This is a genomic window from Richelia intracellularis HH01, assembly GCF_000350105.1.
In the GTDB taxonomy this organism is placed as follows: domain Bacteria; phylum Cyanobacteriota; class Cyanobacteriia; order Cyanobacteriales; family Nostocaceae; genus Richelia; species Richelia intracellularis.
In genome coordinates this window covers 62,363-81,564 of record NZ_CAIY01000088.1, presented here as the reverse complement: position 1 = coordinate 81,564, position 19,202 = coordinate 62,363, and the positions used below count along the sequence as shown (strand labels likewise).

Below are 19,202 nucleotides of genomic sequence, written 5' to 3'. Positions count from 1 at the left end.
AAGTTAATTAGTAAGAGTTTCACGAGTCCATGAATTACCTAAATAACTCTACGGCTATGGACTATGCATATATACTAAATACAAATAACTATCGTGAGAATTTTACTTGTTTGAAAGCATGATAATTTACTATTGTAGGATCTAATTATCCCTAAAAATTGAATTAGATAGAAATGAAATTTTTTAGGAACTCATCTGAGATAATTACCTAAAGTCAAGGTATTAAAAGTATAGTGATATTAGAATATGTAAATAACTTATTTTAGTTTAAATGCAAGTATTACTCAATAATAGGTAACAACCTCAATAAAAACTATATAGATCTTAAGAAAAATATTTTATGTAGTTTAATAATGAATTCTATCTTGGGATTACCCAAGTTTTTTTAATTAGAGGAAATTGATAGCTTTGTCTTGATTACATAAATTTTGGTAACAAACTAGTGTTTTAAGAATTTCGGATATTAACCCTTGGTATAATACCATAGCTTATTAGCCAAAAGATTCGGATACTTTTTCACATTATTATAATCAACTAGTATTTATAGTGCCTAAGCACTATAATAGCATGATTTTTTACCTCCAATAAGTTTTTAAATACTTTTTGAGGGTTCCCCAACTTCTTAGCTAAACTGGCCTGCCATAAATATTTGTTTAGATAGAAATCGGGGTTGTCAGTGCCCAGGAATTATTACAACTTATGGGAGAAGAATATTGGAAACACAAACAAGCGAGAGTTGGTCATTGAAAATACTTCAATATACCCTAACATCTTAATCTGGTAACTATTGCCCAAATTATTCCTCCTCTTCTTCTTCCTTCTCTGTAGGATAAACAAATGTAGAACGTCCAGTTAAAATGGATTTACCCAAAGATAAAGCTTTTTGCGCTTCAAACCCGGCCTTACGTCTCCAGTGAGCACGACGCTGGTCTCGTTTTGCCTTTGATGTTTTCTTTTTAGGAACAGCCATGACAGCAGACATTACAATTTTTTACAGCTTCATTATTCTATGCTATTATTGCGTTTGTGGTGAGATAATAGGGAAAAATAAGTTTAGTTTTATTATGATAACCTTTTAGATTCATCTAATGCTTTTAGAAACCTGTCAAATGGAGATTGTTAAATTCATTCTGTGATTTCAATCTATCCACGTATAAGTGTTACAGTACCAAGCTAGTCCAAACCAACAAAAAATCTTGCATTGCTTAAAATATTCTAAAGACTCTATGGTTTGTGATTAGGCTTCAAATCCTAGTTTATTTTATAATAGGTTTACTTGAATTTACTTAAAGTCAATATCAATAGAATTAGTTAAGTTATAGATATATACTATTATGCTTTTAAAAGCAAAACATAGTTATTATGTTCATGGTATGGTGGGTTTTGCCAGGAAATTTTGCCTTCTATAATTCATATTAGTTTTAGAATAAATACTAGTGTGTTGAGACTTATTAGTTTGTTGTGATGCTAAAATGGCCTGATTTTATTATGAGCTGAGTAAATGGGAAAAGTTTAGTAAAATCAAATACACAAGGATTAATAAGGCAAACAAAGTAGATAATGTTCAAGGCAAAGGTAGCTAGGTTCTATTTAGTGTTGGATGTTAACCTCTCAATGTACCAAATATCCTTTGAAAGCCAATCTGAATCTCTATACTTAAGGAAAAAATATCAATATTTCTACAAACAACATTTAAGTTAGTTTTAGTGTTAAGTAAAACTTCAGAAGTATATTGTGCTTCTAGAGTAATTACTATTATCTAATAAATTAAGATTAGCTTTTTCCCCTGGCATATCCAAGAGTTATACTCCTAAAAATCTACTATATTGTATGTTGCCATATTTATTTAGATTGTCTTTCTTGCTAGGTTGAATTTTTATCATTGATCATTTTATTGGGTATACTACTCGCTTGATTTTGATTTATGGCTTATGAATATTCCATAAGTTGTTACCTTACTGCAGAAGACTAATATTAAGGTCAAAAGTTATCTGATTATAGATATACCCTAATGCAAAGTATAGGTAAGCATATTTCCCATCTTCAAATATGTACAATTTCTGAACCAGCTATTGATACACTTATTCAAGTGTACTATATGACTAATCAATGTTTATTTTATATGTTTTTACATAAGCTATGTTGTATCTTACAGGTAAAACTAATATTATGACAAAATTGTAGTATTTAACACTTAATTTTTTGAGCTAATTGTGTTATTAATGGCTCTTTTTATAAAGATTTTACTGTGTTTATTTACCAAGAAAACTATGGATATATTTTTATTAAAATATCTTGGTTGCAACTACCTTGAACAGTAATTCTTGTAACTGCTTCTACTTCTAGTCAAGAGAAATAAGGGTTTGTTCGATTTTTTATGGAGATAGGTTAGTCCTAGTTATGTATGCTTATTCTATCTGAGCTACAATTCCTTTTAAGAGAAACTGCATAGGTATAGCAGGAATAAACAAAAATAAGCTTAAATCTATTAGCACCTCTCCGGATTATGTTTACAATTGATGGCATAAAGGAAATAAGACTTTCTCCTACCCTCCTCGTTGGCAAGGAGATAGTTTGTAATGGTTGGCATCTATATTTCCGACTAATTACCTTTTTACTTCTAAATCAAATTGGTAAATTTAAACTTAGTGGAAGTACTTTAATTGGCAATTTAACCAATGCAAAATTCAGTTAATCTAGGGTTGAATCATAATCACCTAGACTATCAAGGACTCGATTAGTCTTGTTTTAATTGCAAAACCAACCGTTACAATTTTCACTTCAGCAAACTACTATTTAAGAACAGCGCCATGGCAAACAACTGGGCGATCACTATTGGCATTAATCAATACCAATTTTTTCAGCCCCTAGGTTGCGCCCAAGCAGATGCTGATGCACTCAGGGATTATTTGGTTACTGAAGGTGGTTTTCTATCTCAAAAATGTTTGTTAATGACAGATACCTCGGCTCCATTTGGAGATAGATCTACCTATCCCACTAAAAATAATATTCTGCGATTAGTCGAAGACTTAGCAGCATCTCATTGGCAGCCCCAAGATAAACTTTGGGTTTTTTTCAGTGGTTATGGAGTCAACCAAAATGGAAAAGATTACATAATGCCCATTGCTGGTAATTCTGATTGTATTGAGGAAACTGGAATTGATGTACGTAGTTTATTACAAGTAATTCAAATTACTGGTGTTAATTCTCTTGTTCTGTTTGATTTCAACCGGACTTTTGGCAGTCAGGGTAATAATTATGTGGGACAAGAAACTATAGATTTAGCCCAAGAACTAAAAATTTCTACTATCCTTTCTTGCCAACCAGAGCAGTTTTCCCACGAAAGTCGGAAACTAGGCCATGGTTTTTTTACTGCTGCTCTTCTAGAAGCTTTATACTCAGGATATGGTAGGAATATTACCGATTTGGAAGGTTACCTCAGTATTCGAACTCCAGAAATGTGTCAGCATTATTGGCGACCAATGCAAAATCCTGTAACTATTATTGGTTCTGATAATCCAGGACTTGAGAGTATCTCTAAAGTCCTGGGTATAGATAAGTTAAAAAATAAACCTAGTCAAGCTCAATCGACAAATACAAATATTTCTGGGGAAATATTCTCTACAGACAAAGCTGCACCAAGGTTACAAGAAAACTACTTCAAAAATTATACAAATTGGCAACCCAATCAAAGTGATTATAATGTGGAAACTTCTATTTCTCCAGTATCACCACCACATCTACCACAATTTCCCGAATTTAGGCAATCTCCTAATCCAATTACTGCGATTCAGGAATTCCCAGAACCTATCTTAAAAAATGAACGAGAAGAAAAAAACTCTATTAGCAAACAAATGTTGCTGTGGGGAGCAAGTACATTAGTATTCTTGGGTTTGATAGTAGCAGTTATACTTCGTAATCAAACTGGTTTTCAAAGTAATAAAGGTGGGATACAACAAGATAATTCTGGCGATATAAATTTTAGTCAAAGACAAACCGATGTGAAAATGCTGCCTAAGCTTAAGGGTACAAATCTTCCACCATCTGTTGTTGCTACCTCTAAACCCCAAAACACTCTTACCTCAAATACAGAAAAGCAAAACCAAGCACTATTAAGTTTGGCAAAAATGTCATTGAATAAAGACCAAGCAACTGATTTGAATCAAGCTATTACCATTGCTCGTCAGATTAAACCAGGAGAAGCAATGTATGAAGAGGCCCAGGAAAATATCCAGATTTGGAGCTTGATGATTTTCAACTTGGCAGAAGGTCGTGCTAAACGTGGAAAATATGGTACTGCAATTGCTGCTGCCAAATTAATCTCGAAGGATAATCTTTTGTATTCTAAAGTCCAGATTGCCGTAAAAAAATGGCAACTTCAAGCACAAGAGTATTTTACCAACAAAAACCTGCTTGATGCAGCCAAACTACTAATTAAGAATAGACAAGCATCTACATATAATCGAGCTATTGCAGTAGCAACAAAAATATCTGCTGGAGAGTTGGGTTATGAGAATGCTCAAAAATCTATTGCTAAATGGAGCGAAAAAATTTTAGATATCGCCCAAAAAAGAGCTAATCGAGGTCAACTAAAAAATGCAATCCAAACTGCTACTTTAGTGCCAGAAAATGCACCTATTTATAAAAAAGCCCAAGATGCAATTAAACAATGGCAGAAAAGGCAATAGATGAAAAATAAGAAATAGTGTATAGTCCCCATTGTTAATAATCTTCTAAATATAGGGCTTGTATACCTCACCCTAACTTTTCGAAAAGGCCTGTGGTTGTTGCACTTTGATATATGAGCAGCATTATACATAATAACAAGTCTCATGCTGGGGTTTATCTATACTCATCTAACAGATACCAAAGTATAAGACAAAGCTAACTTGTAGTCGATTTATAAAATCCTAGTAAAGATGGTTAAATATTATGAAATTGGAAAAATTTGAAATGGGAGTCTACTAAATAATTAATGTCATACCCGAAAAGGAATTGTAAAAGAGGAAAACTGTATCAATAGTGTTTTTGTTGTTAATTAATAACTTAAATCATTCTAATATACTACGACATATACTTCTGTATTTTATATATAAATACAGTCAAATAGATTTCAGATAAAAGAGAAACTTTAGTTCGAATTAACTATATTCTACTTGGTATATCAAACCCAAACAGCAAAAATTATCATTGATTTTTTATTTATGTAATATATTCACACTTGGCTATTATCTAATAATGCTATGTTGTTATCCAAAAATAACTTCTATCACTTATATAATATTTCTTCTATCATTTTACCCAGTAATCAAATTGAGCATGGCATAAACTTGGACAAAGTTTATGTTAAGTCAAATTTTGGGCAAAGTTTGAAGCAGAATAAAATACATGGCTATTTTTCCATTAGTTCTTGCATCATTAAGACTTATACTGCCTGCCTTAAATATATATTGGGGTTGTAATGATACTTGTTTATTATTAGTAGATAATGCAAAAAGTTACTAATAAGGATTGAGAAATTTTCATATAATATGGTCATTGTCCATATGAAATTTTATTAGGTTTAATACCTATCCAGTATTTTATTAGTTATCCTATCTCGTTGCTAAAATTCTTTTGTGTCTTTGTTCCCCAATAACTTTCATTTATTTAGGATAAAACCCAATGAATTCATGGCTTTTATTGGAGAACAAATGGAAAATATATTCAGAAAAACAAATATGGCAGTCTAAAAAACTGATAATTCATTAAAATTATCTACTTAGAAGAGTGTCCAGAGAAGATGAAGAATTTCTTTATTTTCTACGGCTGACTTCATTATTATGAAGCTACTTGTGCTGTAGTTCGAGTACGTCTTCTTCTCCCATCAGTTACCTTGGCTGCGGGAGCCTCCGGAATTTGTATCAATAAAGTTACGTTTGGCTGACACTGTAGCTCTCGTTTTAAAAAACGTATTAACTCTCGCTCTAGAATTCCTTCTAATCCGCTCCAGTCAACTTCAGAATCACCATTATCAACACAATGGGATAATTCTTGCCAATGTAAACTGAGGCTTTCTTCAATGCGCTGTTGTACTAGCTTTTGTAGTAGTGATTTCTCAATACAAGTTACCACACCCCGCAAATGAATCTCTGGTTTTGCAAGTAACTTGCCACTCCAGTCAATAGCTGTAGCAATTGTGACGATGCCTTCATTCGCCATGACTTGTCTTTCTTGAAGCACTTTTGCACTCACCATGCCAGAACTAGATGTATCGACTAATTCAATCCCTGAAGGTACTTTTCCTAAAACTTTAATGGATTCTTCAGCAAGTTCTACTATATTACCATTATCAATAATTACTATATTTTCCCGGGGTATACCCATAGATTGAGCTGTTTCAGAGTGCTTTACCAGCATCCGATGTTCACCATGAACAGGCAGGAAAAATTTGGGCCTAGTTAAAGCAATCATCAATTTTTGATCTTCTTGGCATCCATGTCCAGAGACATGCACTCCTTGGTTACGTCCGTAAATTACTTTTGCTCCCTGCATCATCAACTTATCAATGGTGTTGACAACAGCAATAGTATTTCCTGGAATTGGATTAGCAGAAAATACTACTGTATCACCTTCCCTAATATTAATATGAGGATGTTCTTTCCTCGCAATTCGAGATAGTGCTGCCATGTGTTCACCCTGAGAACCAGTAGTTAAAATTAATATGTTCTCGTCCGGTAAATTCCTTACCATATGTAATGGCTTGAGTAGGTTATCATCACACTTGATATAATTCAGGTTACGTGCATGGGCAATCAAATTCAACATAGAACGTCCAACTATTGAGACAGTTCTATTATGCTTCTCTGCTAACTGCAAAATCATATTGATGCGATGTACGCTTGAAGCAAAGGTAGTAACAAATAATCGTCCTTCACTTTGACAGAAAATTCGCTCTAAGTTGGGGTAAACTGATCTTTCGGAAGGGGTAAATCCGGTTACTTCCGAGTTTGTGGAATCGCTCATAAGGCATAGTACCCCTTTCTCCCCATGCTCTGCTAATTTCTGCAGGTCAAAATGCTCCCCATCTACAGGAGTATGATCGAATTTAAAATCTCCTGTATGTATAACTACTCCTAGTGGAGTAAGAATTGCTACGGTAAAGCTGTCGGCCATAGAGTGGGTATTCCGTATGTACTCAATTACAAAGGATTTACCAATACGGACTATGTCTCTAGGCATGACTGTATTTATTTTTGTGCGGTCACGTACTCCCGCTTCTTCCAATTTACCCTCCAGCATAGCCATTGCCAGTCTAGGTCCACAAATTACCGGTATATCAAATTGTTTGAGATGAAAAGCTATACCCCCAATATGGTCTTCATGACCATGGGTAACAATCATCCCTTTGATCTTATGACTATTTTCTCGTAGATAAGTTGTATCTGGCAGAACAATATTTACACCGTGCATTCCGTCTGTAGGAAACGCTAATCCAGCATCCAATAAAAGAATTTCGTCCTCGTATTCGAAAACACAAGTATTTTTACCAATCTCATGTAAGCCTCCCAAGGGAATAATTTTCAGGGTAGATTTATTTTCCTTCTTAGCCATTTTCTCCTAAGGTTATTCTTGAATAGTAGTTAATAAGTTTGCAAATAAGTAATCAAAAAAAATCGTGATCAATTTAAAAACAGCAATTTGGATACAGTTGTCTAAAAAATAGCCAACTTATAACTCAGTGTTTAATGGGGTAATGTGATTGAAGATGCAATCATAAATTTGTTGTGAATTATGTTAATAGGAACACCAACTATTGGCTAGAGGTTGTACATCAGTACTCGAATCTCTTATATGCAAAAAATCAGGTATAAATTAAATTGAGTTCTTTTAATACATTCTCTAATTTTTGTTTAGTTGTTGATGGCATCTCACATAGTGGTGGTCGAGGAGAACCCACTTTCCAGCCTTGCATTTCTAACGCTTTCTTGACTGGAATTGGGCTGGTTGTTGAAAACAATGCCTTAAATAGAGGGAAAAGTCTTAAATGTATTTGGCTAGCAAGCTGGGCTTCTCCTTCACTAAAAGTCTGAATCATCTGTTGTAATTCTTTTCCTACCAGATGGGAAGCCACACTGATTACCCCATTAGCCCCAATGGCTAACATGGGAAGTGTCAGGGAATCATCACCAGAGTAAATTTGAAATTCTGCAGGTACCAAACGACGAATTGTACTGACTTGGTCTAAATTTCCACTTGCCTCTTTTATACCAATAATATTTTCTATTTCTGCTAAACGAGCAACAGTATCAGCATCTAGATTCTGTCCAGTTCGACTTGGAACATTGTATAGCAATAGTGGTAGTTCTGGAGATGCTTGGGCAATTGTTTTAAAATGTTCATATAGTCCTTCTTGTGGTGGCTTAATGTAGTAAGGAACAACCTGTAAAACGCCATGCACGCCTATTTTAGCAGCCTTATTAGTAGCCATGATTGCCTCTTTAGTGGAGTTAGATCCACACCCTGCGATTACCTTACCTATACCTGCGCTTGCTTCTAGAATAACTTGAAATAGTTGATACTCCTCTTCCCAGGTAAGAGTAGCCGATTCACCTGTAGTGCCACAAACTACCAATGTGTCTGTACCATTATTCAACAAATATGATGCCAACTCAGCAGCCGTATTATAGTCAACACTACCGTCTAGTGCGAACGGTGTAATCATTGCGGTTAGAACTCTACCAAAATATACCACCCTTTTTCACTCCTAAATTCCCTCCTTGATTTGTATCTAATGATTGGAGGGGTTTACTGTGACATTTCGTCTGACATTTTGTCTGTCAAAGGTGCTACTCTTATTGACACTTTTAATTATAATTGTGGAGTAAACACTATTACCATCAACTGGAAATCGATAGTTTTGCTCCTTTAACCAATTGTCTTTCTACTAGTAATTCACTTATCTGTATAGCATTGAGCGCAGCCCCCTTACGAATTTGGTCTCCACACAGCCATAGTTCTAATCCACAAGGGTGGGAAATATCCTGACGAATTCTTCCGACTAAAACATCGTTTTCGCCACTGGCTGCTATGGGCATAGGGAAATGATTTGCTTGCCAATCTTCTACTAATTTAACACCAGGTGCGCGGCTTAAAATTTCTCTGGCTTTATCTGAAAAAAATGGTTCATTAAACTCCAGGTTAATCGCTTCCGAGTGTGCCCGCAGTACGGGAACCCGTACACAAGTTGCGGAAATTCTGATATTACTATCATTAAAAATTTTACGGGTCTCATTCACCATTTTCATTTCCTCCTCACAATAGCCAAAGTCATTTAATGGTGAATTATGGGGAAATAAATTGAAAGCCAGAGGATAGGGAAATACCTCTGTAGTTGGTTTTCTACCTTCTAAAATTTCCTGGGCTTGTGTTTTCACCTCTGCTATAGCCTTTGCACCTGCACCACTAGCAGATTGATAAGTTGCTGCCACAATACGTTTGACTTGTTGTACTTGGTGTAAGGGCCATACCACCAAGGCCATTAAAATGGTTGTACAGTTTGGATTAGCGATAATACCTTGATGCTTAGTTATTGCATTGGGATTCACTTCCGGGATTACTAAGGGGACTTCTGGAGACATACGAAAAGCACTAGAATTGTCAATCACAATTGCCCCTTTTTCCACTGCTATAGGTCCTAAGGTTTTAGAAATGGAACTACCTGCACTTGCTAAGACAATATCCACATTACTCAGGGCGTGATCACTAGCTTCCTCAACCAGAATATTTGCTCCTTTGAAGCTTAACCTTTCCCCTACACTACGGTTAGAGGCTAAAAGTCTTAAGTCCGCAACAGGAAAGTCCCTGCTATCTAATAGCTCCAGTAGTTCTTTCCCTACTGCACCAGTAGCTCCTAAAATAGCAATGTTATAATTTTTAGCCACACTCTTCTCCTTCTAAGTTAAAATTTTCGTCATTTATCACTGAAGTTGATAATTGCCGGGACTAAAAATAAATTTAAAGTTAATGAGGGGTTTTTCAATCAAATTGTAATTGTGTATCCACTCGTCAACATATACAGTAACTGCTCAGGATAACGATACAGAATCACTTAATAATAATCATTATAGGAATCTACTTTTACTAATTAAAAATTAATAATAATGTTGCAGACGTCCTAATAGTAAATGTTTCTCCTTATCCTAGTTAAGATATTTCTTTGTTGTGAAATGCAAGCAAAATAAACCTTGCAGAAACTCGTGAAAAATACAACCCCCGATATTGTTAAAATTACTTATATAGTAATTAGTCTAAACCAGACAGCATACATCAAAAATTTCCTCATTCTTAATTAGGACTCTTATAGTATATGTTTTCACTGCAAAAAAATGAGTAGAATGAATTTTGCATATTAGTTAGAATTACTAGTGGTATAAGGCGTTACTTGTAAGCCTATGTTTATTAGCGATGAGATAAAAACTATCACATTGTCTATCTCTTCCCACACCTGTTCACCAGCATATCATGGGAATTAAATGAGAATAAAGGGAAAAGATAAAATTAAGTAACCTGAAGTTTATGAGATATACGTAAAACTGTAGAAAAGATTCCCTGACAGGTATAGTTGTAAACTGGTACGATATATTCCAATGTACTGAGGGTATTTTTTTACGAGTGTTCTTGCTTCATTCATTGAGTAGGTGAGCAATAAAATAGCACTTATTATTAGGTATTTTTTAAATAGATGGGCTCACTCTAACACAGGATCAAAAATAAGGATTAACTAAAAATGATACTTTAACGGAAAGCAACTAAGCAGTGGATATAACAGCAAAATTTTAATATAACGAGACATATCTTTGATAAATTAGATCAGAATTGAATTGAGCATATACTTATCACTAATATCCTAATCTCTAGTAGGCTTTTATCTCTATTAGTAGAAAATAAGTTGTTAATTGTATCTCACTATAATAGCCATATCAAATCTGCCATAACCATAATGAAGAATAAACTGAACCCACATATTATGTGATTCTATTTTGCTTGTCTCAAGCTAGTTTTAAGATAGTAGTTCTCTGAAAACATAATCAGAAAATTCTAGAAGTTTGCCAACAATGCAAAATTCTCCTTAAAATTCCTATAAGTGTTTGTTTTCAAAAACCATATAAATTATAGTCAGTAAGTAGAGTAATAGTTATGAAAATCACCCGGGAAAAACTCCCAGCAAGCCAAATTGGCTTAGAAATAGAAATCACTCCGGAAGTTACTAGGCAAACCTATGAACAAGTGGTTAAGAAATTAGCTAAATCCACGCAAATTCCTGGGTTTCGTAAGGGCAAAGTGCCTCGGCCAATATTATTACAACATTTGGGTACAAATCGAATAAAGGCTGCAGCATTAGAAGAAATGCTTCAGGACGGAATTGAAAAAGCAATAGAGCAGGAACAAATTGCCATTATTGGCAAGCCTCAGCTTTGTTCTGACTTTGAAGAATTAATTGTCAGTTATCAACCAGGTCAGTCCTTTACTTTCTCAGCGGCTGTAGATATACCTCCAAAAATAAATTTATTACAATATAACAACTTGTCTGTGAAAGCCGAGGAGATCAAGTATGACCCCGAAAAGATTAATCTAGTAATAGATCAAGAAAGGCAGCAAATGGCTACCCTAATTCCCATAGAGGATAGGTCTGCACAGTTAGGCGATGTAGCTATTGTTGATTTTAAAGGAGTTCTGGCAAAAGATGATAGTAATGACCAAGAATCAGAGCCAACACCTATTCCCGGCGGGGAAAATAGCAATTTTCAGGTAGACTTACAGGAAGGTAATTTTATTCCTGGATTTATTACTGGAATAGTAGGAATGAATTCAGGGGAAACAAAAGAGATCATAGCTGAGTTTCCAAGCAAATATGCTGATGAGAATTTAGCTGGTAGGTCGGCATTGTTTACAGTTACCCTCAAAGAACTTAAAGAAAAAGAGCTGCCGGAATTGGACGATGATTTTGCTAGGGAAGTCAGTGAATTTAATACTCTAGAAGAATTGAAGGATTCTCTTGCCGAACGTTTCCGTAAGGAGGCAGAGGAAAAAACCAAGTCTAATCAGCATGAGGCCTTATTAATTGAGTTGATTAAATATGTTGAGGTCGATTTGCCTGCTACCATGATTGAGCAAGAGATTGACTCCATGTTAACTCAAACAGCTATGAAGCTGGCTCAACAGGGATTAGACGTCAAACAATTATTTACCAGGGAAGTTATTCCCCAATTAAGAGAGCGTTCTCGTGAAGAAGCCATAGAAAGGCTTAAACGATCACTTGCATTACGGGAAATTGCTACTCGGGAATCTCTCATAACTTCAGAGGAGGAAATAAGTACTCGCATTGCTGCACTAAAAGAGGACTACCCAGAGGAGAATATTGACTCAGGTAAACTCAGAGAAGTGGTAGAAAACGAGATTTTTACGGATAAAATCATGAGTTGGATTATGTCTCATTCTTCTATAGAACTAGTTCCAGAAGGTTCCCTGAAAGCAGTAGAGGAAAAAGAAGCCCAGTAGTAAGCCATGATAGCTCAATTATAAGTGATAGTAATTGAAGTAGTTATCTTTAGCTAATGGCTATAGATAACTTTGTTAAAATGTTAATTTAGGGCAATTTAGAATGATTTAGAGTTACCTTGAACAATGAGAGTGCATATGTCCTTGAGCGTTAACTAGTATATGAGCAGATTTGTTGAATGGAAGAATAGGTGGTTAATATAGGTCATAATGGCCATGTATACTGTCTTGTCTTACCACAACAAATTTATTGTTCTAAATAATAACAGGACTATTGTCTCCACTTTGTTTTTTTGTTAAGTAGTTTTTATGTTGAGATCGCAGTTTGAAAATTATCTATTACAGAGTTCAGTTCGATGGGAGTTCAACTCAATTGCCAGTAGTGATGGTGTTTTACCAACGGTAGTAGAACAGTCTGGAATGGGAGAGAGGGCATTCGACATCTATTCCCGTCTGCTCCGAGAGCGCATTATTTTTTTGGGTACGCCCATTGATGATAATATCTCCAATTCCATAGTTGCCCAGTTACTGTTTTTAGATGCTGAGGATTCAGAAAAAGATATTCAACTATACATAAACTCCCCCGGGGGTTCTGTTACAGCAGGGATGGCAATTTATGATACAATTCAACAAGTCCGCCCGGATGTTGTTACCATCTGTTTCGGATTGGCTGCTAGTATGGGGGCATTTTTATTGGCAGCTGGTACAGCTGGTAAAAGGATGTCTCTTACCGACTCCCGGATTATGATTCACCAACCCCTTGGTGGTGCACAGGGTCAGGCTGTTGATATTGAAATTCAGGCTAGAGAAATTCTTTACCATAAAGAAAAATTAAACCAGTTGCTAGCTCATCACACTGGTCAACCATTAGACAAAATTACCGAAGACACAGACCGGGATTTCTTCATGTCGGCGGAAGAAGCAAAAAATTATGGCTTGATTGATAAGGTTATTTCTTCCCAGTGGAATTTGCCCATTGCTGGAGAAAATGTCTCCATTTAGTAATAAAGAGGCTGGTATGGCTAAGTACGACTCCCATTTAAAATGTTCATTTTGTGGTAAGTCCCAAGAACAAGTGCGTAAGCTCATCGCTGGACCGGGAGTCTATATTTGCGATGAATGTGTAGACTTATGCAATGAAATCCTCGATGAAGAGTTACTGGACACTACCACTGCCGCCAACCAGCCGGCAGCACAGCCAGAACCTCCTCAGAAGCGTCGTTCTCGTTCTGCAAATCTTTCATTAAATCAAATTCCCAAGCCGCGAGAGATCAAAAAATATTTAGATGAACATGTTATAGGTCAAGATGAAGCTAAAAAAGTCTTGTCAGTTGCTGTTTACAATCATTACAAACGACTCTCATTAGCTCAATCCCCAGGGAGTAGTTGTAAAAGTACAGATGATGGTGTAGAACTGCACAAGGCAAATATCTTACTGATTGGTCCTACTGGTTGTGGTAAAACCCTGTTGGCACAGACTCTAGCAAAAATTTTAGATGTGCCTTTTGCTGTAGCTGATGCTACTACCCTCACGGAAGCTGGATATGTGGGGGAAGATGTGGAGAATATACTTTTACGACTTTTGCAAGTAGCAGATTTAGATGTAGAAGAGGCACAAAGGGGGATTATTTATATTGATGAAATCGATAAAATTGCTCGCAAGAGCGAGAACCCTTCCATTACGAGGGATGTTTCTGGTGAAGGTGTGCAGCAAGCATTATTGAAGATGCTAGAAGGAACAGTTGCTAATGTCCCACCTCAGGGTGGTCGTAAACACCCCTACCAGGATTGTATTCAAATTGATACCAGTAATATTTTATTTGTTTGCGGTGGAGCTTTTGTTGGTTTAGAGAAAGTTGTAGATCAAAGAGTTGGAAAAAAATCTATTGGCTTTGTCCATTCAGGAGAAGGACAGTCTAAGGAAAAGAGGGCTGCTGATACGCTACGTTGTTTAGAGCCAGATGACCTAGTTAAATTTGGGATGATTCCAGAATTTATTGGACGTATGCCTATGGTCGCAGTGGTAGATCCCTTGGATGAAGAGGCATTAATGTCAATTTTAACCAAGCCTCGCAGTGCTTTGGTTAAACAGTACCAAAAACTCCTAAACATGGATAATGTGCAGTTAGAGTTTAAACAAGAAGCATTGCGAGCAATTGCCCAAGAGGCTTATCGTCGCAAAACTGGTGCTAGAGCATTACGGGGTATCGTAGAAGAGTTAATGTTAGATGTGATGTATGAGCTCCCATCCCGTAAGGACGTTTCAATTTGTACAATAACGGAGGAAATGGTAGAGAAACGTTCTACTGCTGAATTGATTATGCATCCTTCTTCTCTTCCTAAACCAGAGTCAGCTTAGGATAGAAACAGAAGTGGTCTAAGATAATCCACTAATTTATTGCGGTGGTAGATTGTAAGGTAGATTTTTTGTTCCTATTGAGATGACTGACTAGCTATTGTGAAATATTTTTTTGCAAGGCGCTTTTATATGCCTGCATAAGATTGGTTTCTCAGGCTTTTTATAATTTTACAAAACTAACTTTTTATTACGCTGGTGTAAAGAAGAGGATTTATTGCAATAAAAATCTTTATTGCAATAAATCCTCTCAGGTTTATTGTTGTATGTATTATTTATGCTATTATACTCACTCAGTCAAAATTCTTTCCGGTTAATCTAGGAAAAATTTATTATGCGTCTATGAGCTTTTAATGGAAAATGTCCTATATTAATGTTCGTGGAGTTCAGCATTACTATGAGTGGGTTAAAGAGCCATCAGAGAGTTTAGGATGCAGAAAGCCTGTAATGGTATTTGTTCACGGCTGGGCTGGTTCTGCTAGATATTGGGAGAGTACTGCTAGAGTTCTATCTCCAAGTTTTGACTGTTTGCTTTATGATATGAGGGGCTTTGGACGCTCTCAAACTAACTCTAACTCTATAGCAGAATGTGGGGAAGATACAATCAATTTTTCCTATGATTTAAAAGAATATACTCGTGATTTATCAATATTGGTTCGTAATCTGGGAATAGAAAGATTTTATATTTCTGCCCATTCAATGGGGGCTTCTATTGCCACGTTATTTCTTAATCGTTATGTAGAACAGGTCAAGGGAGCTATTTTGACTTGTAGCGGCATTTTTAAGTATGATGAGAAGACATTTACTGCTTTCCATAGGTTTGGCAGTTATGTCGTCAAATTTCGTCCTAAGTGGTTAGAAAAAATTCCCTTAGTTGACAGAATCTTTATGGCAAGGTTCTTACATCGTTCCATTCCTATCAAAGAACGTAAGGACTTCTTAAAGGATTTTCTTTGTGCAGATTATAATGCTGCCTTGGGCACTATTTTCACATCTGTTAGTGAAGAGCAGTCCAAGTTAATGCCCCAGGAGTTTGCCCGACTTAAAGTGCCCACTCTATTGGTTTCTGGAGAATTTGACCAGATTATTCCAGCTATAATGGGAGAACATGCAGCAAGTCTAAGTCAGGCAATAGAATTTGCCATAGTTCCTAAAACTGGTCACTTTCCGATGCTAGAAGATGCTGTAACTTATTGCAAAATAGTACAAGATTTTTTATCTCGGAATGCTTAAGTGTATTTTTTGCCATATTATTGAGTATTTATTCTGTAGTATATTCAACCTAAGCCCAGCTCCCGCTTCAAAAGATTAATAGATTTAGTACCAATGTAATTTTCACAACGAATTAATTTTGGTGGGCGAATTATATCTTCAAGGGCATCATTTACTGCTGCCTGCGCAGCTCTAAAACTAGAGGGATCTGTACAGAAGACTACTTGCGCTCGTTTTACAATTGCTTTGAGTTTGTAATTATCTTTCGGCTGTGCTGTCATCACTAGTAACTGATCTCCACGTAAACCATGGAGAATCACCTCCGTAGCTCTTAGAATTCCAGGGCTAAGGCTAGTGATTCCAATACAACTATCTTGAGGCATACTTTTAACCACATCAACTTCTTTAGCATAGTCATATATATCTAGGGGAATTACTCTAACTGTCCTGGGAGCAGCGAGTGCTTCAACTTCTCCAATAAAATATCGACTAGTGACTACAGTAGCTGAGCTAGTTTGGTTAAGGACTGCGGCTAATTCCTCCATAACTACTAGTTGAACGGGAATTTGTAGGGATTCTTCCAATTCATCAATCATTAATTCACCTGCACCAATATCTGTAGCTGGTACTGCGACTAAAACCCTAGCACTACAACGCAAACGCCAATCAATTTCAGCTAAAAATATTCCCTGTACTTGATTTAGAGAACAACCCTGTGACAGTAAGTCATCTAGTGCATATTGGACTGTTTTATAGGCTTCTGGATGTTGTCTAAAAACAGGAGATTGTAATCTACTACCACCCTCATGTCCCTGGGCACGGACATAAATACCAGAGCCAGCAAGACTTTCAACAAAGCCTTCATCTTCTAACTGGCGATAAACTTTACTAATTGTATTCCGATGTAACCCTGTCTGCATAGCTAGTGCCCTTGTACTTGGCAATTTATATCCGGGTGGATATTGCCGAGAGGCAATCGCAAATCTAATTTGATTAAACAGCTGGGTTGAAGAAGGAATTTCACTATCTGGTTGAATACGAAACTGAAGCATCACCAAAACTCCTAAGTGCTATTAGCAGTGTAAGACCAGCTGTATCTGCTATCTGTTAAATATTTATTTATACCGCGAATGTTGATTTTGGCAATTGCTTATTCCCACTGTTTTGATTAATTTATACAGAATCGACACACATAATATAAACTTTGGAACAATGTCATGGTTAAATCTAAAATAATCACATCCTATAAGTAAATAAACATTATGACAGAGCTAGCTATTACCGCTATAACAGTTAAACTTTCGCAAACTGATGTAATATAACGATGCTTCTTTGGCTAGGCTAATTATTCCAGAAGTTTATCCCGGAATAGTTTTACTGCAGTAGTTTTTTAATATTGATATCTAAATTGAGGAACCATATTAAGATAAGAAATATTACTTATCTTAATTATGTGGTTATTGCTAACACCTTTTACTAGAGCTGAAAACCTAACTAGTTTTACCACTAATTATACTTTTGCCTAAACTCCAGACTTTAAAACTGCTGGGGAATACAAAATTTAGTCTAAAGGATAATAGTCATTGAGGAACCTTCAAGTTCTTATGAACTATTCAAGAATCCTGACTTAGTTCAGTTATTATAAGGTTTGTTTATATTTTTTTCACTTTAGATGACAGCATTCCTACTGCAAAAAGTTAAACAAATTTCAGAAAAATCAGAAAAAGACTATACTTGTTGTAGTATTCTTCACCTTAATACAGGCAAAAATTAATTTTCCTTTAAATCCTTTCACAAATGATGATATGAGCTACAAAAATTATTGAGAACTTGCAAAAAAACATTTACCTTTCTAAACATTTTATCTTGTAGCTGTATTTTTAGTTTCTGGTTAATATTCTTAAGGAGAATAACACAATACTAATATAATTAGAATTAAGACTTCCAGAAATAGGCCCCCACCGGGAAATTTCCCGGTGCTGTAAAGTTAGAATTTACTTGATATGAAAGAGATAAAAAATTTATCCGTAAACCCTGGATGTTATTCTACGAATATAATAGAAAACTAATTTTCAAAATCTACAGCATGAAAATATATACATTAATTAAACCAAGGAAGGGTGGAATACCCGTCAAAATACTTTTGACGGGTATTCCAATAAAGAATTATTGGTACCTTCAATCATCTATAAAAACTTATAGTCAACAAATTACATAAGAAATGAAACAGTAAGAATTCAGGATAGATAACAACAAAAATTATGGTTTGTCACAATTTAAACGAGGGTATTGATATGAGATTCAATATTTATACTGGATTATATAACTTTTATTGAGCAACAGTATGCAATGAACTTCACAGACATAATTGGTATATTGAATTCAAATTTAAGTTCTGAATTAATTACTTTTACTTACATTATTTTATTGACTCATTTCCCAACAGGGTTGTCAATTCTTGATAACAAATTTAAACCATATAGCTATTAAAATATGGAACAGAGTAAATATAAATAATTCAATATCCTAATATTAAATTTGAATTAAAACTCTCTCAAATTACTAGTCTCTCAAGTCCCTATCTAAAAACAATCAATTTTTGAAACTTGAAGAATAATGACTTTGAAGTTGAGTTAATCTAAGTCTTCTAGAATCAATTAGCCTGTTTTTGGTTAGCCAACTTTTGCTCCTGTAAACTTTGCAACTTCTGTAACAGGTAATCTACCTGTGCTTGTAAATTAATAAATTTAACAAGTTGTTCTTTTGAATAGATAGACTTATGCAGTTTATTAGCTCCATCTTTTTGCTTAGAGCTAGCAGAGGAAATATAAGACATGTGCATTTTAACAACGAACTCCGCAAAATAACTCACACTGTCCAACACTCAATTATAACCTAGAGTTTAAGTTGTATCAGCTGGTATTAAATTGTTTTTACTTATATGATTGATTAGTTAGTTTGTAAAAAATGGCATTTTTATCTCGGCATTTTTATAATTCTGCAAAATAAAATTAACACCTGTTTGGTCTAAGAATAAAAAGGTTTAAGCATTAATTCGTATACCTAAAGTCTAGGATGAGCAGGATTTTGAAAA

11 protein-coding genes are annotated in these 19,202 nt (G+C 35.3%); 5 read left to right on the top strand and 6 right to left on the bottom strand.

The features are described 5' to 3' along the window. Positions 1-796: 796 nt before the first annotated feature. Positions 797-970 carry a 50S ribosomal protein L32 gene (rpmF, locus tag RINTHH_RS09960; RefSeq protein WP_044305025.1) on the bottom strand — a complete coding sequence of 58 codons (174 nt, stop codon included), beginning with the start codon at positions 968-970 and terminating at the stop codon, positions 797-799. A 1,840-nt stretch (positions 971-2,810) separates the two neighbouring features. Here rpmF and RINTHH_RS09950 point away from each other — a divergent pair. After that, positions 2,811-4,688 carry a caspase family protein gene (locus tag RINTHH_RS09950; protein WP_008236057.1) on the top strand — a complete coding sequence of 626 codons (1,878 nt, stop codon included), beginning with the start codon at positions 2,811-2,813 and terminating at the stop codon, positions 4,686-4,688. A 1,132-nt stretch (positions 4,689-5,820) separates the two neighbouring features. Here RINTHH_RS09950 and RINTHH_RS09945 read toward each other — a convergent pair. The 3 genes from RINTHH_RS09945 to RINTHH_RS09935 form a co-directional block, all read right to left on the bottom strand. Then, positions 5,821-7,593 (bottom strand): ribonuclease J, encoded by a 1,773-nt coding sequence (locus RINTHH_RS09945; RefSeq protein ID WP_008236055.1) that lies wholly within the window; start codon positions 7,591-7,593, stop codon positions 5,821-5,823. Positions 7,594-7,843: 250 nt separating this feature from the next. After that, the gene (dapA, locus tag RINTHH_RS09940) at positions 7,844-8,734 is read right to left on the bottom strand and encodes a 4-hydroxy-tetrahydrodipicolinate synthase (protein WP_008236054.1); all 891 of its coding nucleotides are present in this window, start codon (positions 8,732-8,734) and stop codon (positions 7,844-7,846) included. A 145-nt stretch (positions 8,735-8,879) separates the two neighbouring features. Then, positions 8,880-9,923: an aspartate-semialdehyde dehydrogenase gene (locus tag RINTHH_RS09935; RefSeq protein WP_008236053.1), complete on the bottom strand. Its 1,044-nt coding sequence runs from the start codon at positions 9,921-9,923 to the stop codon at positions 8,880-8,882. Positions 9,924-11,178: 1,255 nt separating this feature from the next. Between RINTHH_RS09935 and tig the strand changes: the two genes are divergently transcribed. The 4 genes from tig (at position 11,179) to RINTHH_RS09915 (ending at position 16,129) form a co-directional block, all read left to right on the top strand. Continuing rightward, complete coding sequence (gene tig, locus RINTHH_RS09930) at positions 11,179-12,540, top strand: trigger factor (protein WP_008236052.1); 1,362 nt, start codon at positions 11,179-11,181, stop codon at positions 12,538-12,540. A gap of 309 nt (positions 12,541-12,849) precedes the next feature. Then, complete coding sequence (gene clpP / locus RINTHH_RS09925) at positions 12,850-13,542, top strand: ATP-dependent Clp endopeptidase proteolytic subunit ClpP (RefSeq protein ID WP_008236040.1); 693 nt, start codon at positions 12,850-12,852, stop codon at positions 13,540-13,542. Between the two features lie 16 nt (positions 13,543-13,558). Then, positions 13,559-14,899 (top strand): ATP-dependent protease ATP-binding subunit ClpX, encoded by a 1,341-nt coding sequence (gene clpX, locus RINTHH_RS09920; RefSeq protein ID WP_044305023.1) that lies wholly within the window; start codon positions 13,559-13,561, stop codon positions 14,897-14,899. A 357-nt stretch (positions 14,900-15,256) separates the two neighbouring features. Beyond that, positions 15,257-16,129 (top strand): alpha/beta fold hydrolase, encoded by an 873-nt coding sequence (locus RINTHH_RS09915; protein WP_008236036.1) that lies wholly within the window; start codon positions 15,257-15,259, stop codon positions 16,127-16,129. Positions 16,130-16,173: 44 nt separating this feature from the next. Here the strand turns inward: RINTHH_RS09915 and RINTHH_RS09910 are convergent, their stop codons facing one another. Both RINTHH_RS09910 and RINTHH_RS09905 read right to left on the bottom strand, forming a co-directional pair. Beyond that, on the bottom strand, positions 16,174-17,160 hold the full coding sequence (locus RINTHH_RS09910; protein WP_008236034.1) for a GntR family transcriptional regulator: 987 nt from the start codon (positions 17,158-17,160) through the stop codon (positions 16,174-16,176). A gap of 1,601 nt (positions 17,161-18,761) precedes the next feature. Further along, positions 18,762-18,950, bottom strand: a complete 189-nt coding sequence (locus RINTHH_RS09905) for a hypothetical protein (protein ID WP_008236030.1) — start codon at positions 18,948-18,950, stop codon at positions 18,762-18,764. Positions 18,951-19,202 lie beyond the last annotated feature (252 nt).